This window comes from Cohnella laeviribosi DSM 21336 (genome assembly GCF_000378425.1).
In the GTDB taxonomy this organism is placed as follows: Bacteria; Bacillota; Bacilli; order Paenibacillales; family Paenibacillaceae; genus Cohnella; species Cohnella laeviribosi.
On record NZ_KB899886.1, the window covers coordinates 1 to 3,712 of the forward strand.

Here is a 3,712-nt window from a genome sequence, read left to right on the forward strand (position 1 = left end):
GCTGAATCGAGCCATTTGACTCATCCTCTCAAACCGACCTTTCTCTTAGTTTAATGTATTGGTTTGAGAGTTTACACAAAAGATTTTATAGACTCAAAATATATTACGGAATTCAGCCTCTAATCATCCCGACCCAGTATGAAAACGAAACCGGTCTTTTGTTGGGCTGATATAGTGGTTTAGTGTTGATCTGCACCTCACAAAATTCAAGTCCGTGTGGGCTAACACCCCGTGGAGGTTCGAGTCCTCTCAACCGCACCATAGTTGTATTCAACTCCAAGCGTCGATCTGGGGTTATTTGTTATTACAAGATTCGGAATCATAGGGACAACTGTTTTTATCAGTCTGTTCCTTTTTTCTTTTGGCAAAAAGAAGGAAATCATCACTTTTGTATCGAATTTTCTCGGAAAATCTGATTTGATTTCATCTTCATTCGGAAGAGCGTGAATATTTGTCCGTTTTATTTCTGCCCATTGAATGGATTTTGAAGAATATCTAAATCCAATTTTGAAAACTAGATATTTTCATCAACACTATGAACCCAAAGTTTTAAACAAAATTCGTGTATCACCCTTTTTTCGGTACATAGAAGAATTCGCAGAATATAAGTTAGATGACATTGGTCCGAAGATACAGAGTGCAAAGGGATATTACGATTTTTGTTTACTGTAGAGATTGCTGTCGCCAAGGCTCTGAAGCGAACATGATGTAACTCAGTTGATTGGGACGGTACCTAGAAACAAAGGCGGGAGGCAGAGCATAAGCGCCGAAGCATATTCATAACGAAGCAAAAGGGTCGTATTTTGAAACTTTGTCGATGAGAGGTGAAGATGAAACAATGAGTATGAAACGTGGAAGAAGTCAAAGAAGGGCGACAGCAGGAGGAACAAAGGCGCATCATAGTTACGATTAATGAAAGAGGCACAATTTACAGACATACATGTCGCCCGGAAGTAATGAAGTGCAAGGATGGACCGAGTGCAGGACCAACATCATCTAACGTCGTATTCACGCAGCGTCACTTTTCGTCCTTAACCTCAGTGAAAAGGTTTAGGACTCTTGTTCCTTGGTTCGCCCGAAGCAGGCTGGAAGCCAACTCATAAGGCAGTAACTCAGCAAGCAAAGAAGAGAATTCAGGCGGACAACCCTGCACCGGCTAAGTGCACTGACGCGCACCCGGCCCTGGCGGGCCTTAAGCCGGTGAGGGTTCGTGAATTCGAGAGACGTTAGGCGAAATTAATTCCTGTAAGGAAGTCGATAAAGGTGTTGTGGAAATTCCACGAAGTAATCAGTGAAGAGCAGTTAAAATCCACTAAAGAATTGTTAAACAAATGGCTTATCTTTATCGATAAGATCAGAGATAGTATTCTTCAAAATTCTACAACTCTTGAGAACAAAAAAGATCAGACAAATCAAAGACACATGATATTGTCTGAATTGAGTATGGCTCAATTTTTTACTTTTAACTCAATTGCAACTTTAGTTTCAAATGCACATTATTCGGATGCATTTACTTTATTAAGGGTCTTATATGAAGGGCACTTGCATTTTTGGAACCTATGGAATTGTGATGATCAAGAGATTAAAAGATACATTGGACTAATAGCAATGCATGAATGGAGTATTGCAAACGAAGTTTTATCATTAAATAGTTCTTACCTTAGGGATGAATATTATAACGCTGAGAAGTTGGAAATATTAAAAAAACATTATGATGAAGCTAGGTTACTATTTAACTGTCGTGAAGGGAAGATACCCAAAAACTATACAACAAAATCAACATTTAAACTCGCTCAAGAAATTGATGAATCTGAAGGTGGTAGTCCATTCAGACAGTTAATGCATAGCAGATTGTATTCATCTGGGTCAGAATATGTGCATCGTAGTTTCTACGGATTACGAGAAGGATATGCAATAGTTGAAAACAATGGGAAACATGTTTTGTTCCCTAATCCTCGTAGAGGAATCGAGACTTGTTGGTGGGCGACTTCAATTGAACTAGATACAGTAATTTGGCATTCATCGTTTTTAGAACTTGAAAGTATTACAAAACTAATGAAAGAACTTAGAGATGAGGTAAGAGAACTAGCTAAAGAATGGTTGTTGAATGGGAATTAACTTCGCCTACAATGTTCACGCTTCGGGCTCGCCTAACGGCGATCCCTCGGTCTGCTGAGGCATTTCGGGGAAGTGAAATCAGTGGACACATCCGCACCGACCAACCGCATCGCGGCCGCCCCTGATGGGGCTTAGGTCGGTAGGACGTCGTGAACACGGAAAACGTTATGCGAAATTCGTCAAAATGAAAGGAAATGAACCAGATGATTGAAAAGTGGGTTCACATTGAATGTATTTTTAATAACAAATGGGGATTGAAAATAATTAACGAAATAAACAAAGCTGTCAAAGAGGGTCGTATGGAGTCACCTAGCGATACATTTTATGATTATTCAATGTCAATAGCCATTCGACTAGACTTGATTGGTCGTCTATTACAAAGATTAAGCCGACATTTTAGTGAAATTGAAAAGTACATAGTGGATGTTAAAGACGAGTACATATTTACTCAAAGTAAGGATGGATTTGCATTAAGAATAGATGAGGAACTGAAGCTGGATTTACTAATAGATATTGATGCTTTTTTGTTCGAGGTAAACTCTTGTTGCGAATTGCTAGGACAGTACATGTATGAGCTATATTCAGCATTAGGCATTTCCATAAGCAAAGAAAATATTGGAATAACCCAGGCTAAAATTCTGAAAGAAAAGAAAATTAATACATCGTGGTTTAGAAAACTCGACGAGAGCAGGAATTTCTTTATACATAACGCCGCTCCATATATAGCAATAGACGTCACAAAGAATGAAAGTAAGAACTTGATTATAATGAAAGAAAATCTAAAAAATTTTACTGATCAGAGGAAATATATAACGATAACAACATTAGTCGAGATAAGAGAAGGATTTAGAAGTTCATTACCAATTTTCCAAGAACATTTAATAGATTGTGTAAGAAGTGCTTCGAGGTGACGAACATCGCAACATCGCAGTGTTTTTTGACCTTCCCAAAATGCCGAGAAGCCTTTTCCTATAAGAGATCTCGCGAATTTCCCACTTCGCTTTTGTTGTGCTGACTGCGCATTACTTTGAATGTCCCAGCCAAGATATGCGCACTTAGCGCTAAAGAGATATGCACGGCTGGTGGTTCGAGCATAACTCGCGCCAAATCAACAGTCAAGGCAGATCTTATTTTCGACCGCGTGTAACTCAAAATTGTACGAGGAGGTTTTCGTTCGCGCGAAATGCCGGGACGCCTTGATAGATAAGGGGTTTGCGAAAAGTCGACCTCGCTTTTCTCGGTTAGACCTCGCCAAACTCCGTAATTTTCAACCGTTTTTTGACTCACCTCGCGTTTATCGCGACGTTGCGAGGTTGAGTTGTGCGCGGTTGGTGAGTCGACATTACCTCGAAATGAAAAATGAGTCAAGTTGTTTGAATGTAAAAATCTGTTAAGATTTAATTGTGGACAAATTGATTTAATTTGTGTTATAATTAAATAATATGCCGGTGTGGCGGAATTGGCAGACGCGCGCGACTCAAAATCGCGTCCGAAAGGGTGTGGGTTCGAGTCCCTCCACCGGCACCAAATACGTAACGAAGCTCTTAAGGATAACTTGTCCTTGGGGCTTTTGTTGCGTACCGGAGGTGCTCGG

Annotated in this window: 2 protein-coding genes and 1 tRNA gene; all 3 read left to right on the plus strand. The window is 39.9% G+C overall.

The window, feature by feature from the left end:
* Positions 1 to 1,263 precede the first annotated feature (1,263 nt).
* The 3 genes from F560_RS25395 (at position 1,264) to F560_RS0121860 (ending at position 3,645) form a co-directional block, all read left to right on the plus strand.
* The gene (locus F560_RS25395) at positions 1,264 to 2,118 is read left to right on the plus strand and encodes a DUF5677 domain-containing protein (protein WP_083932178.1); all 855 of its coding nucleotides are present in this window, start codon (positions 1,264 to 1,266) and stop codon (positions 2,116 to 2,118) included.
* 203 nt (positions 2,119 to 2,321) lie between these two features.
* Positions 2,322 to 3,029: a hypothetical protein gene (locus F560_RS0121855; RefSeq protein ID WP_019007843.1), complete on the plus strand. Its 708-nt coding sequence runs from the start codon at positions 2,322 to 2,324 to the stop codon at positions 3,027 to 3,029.
* A gap of 533 nt (positions 3,030 to 3,562) precedes the next feature.
* A tRNA-Leu gene (locus tag F560_RS0121860) sits at positions 3,563 to 3,645 on the plus strand.
* Positions 3,646 to 3,712: the final 67 nt, after the last annotated feature.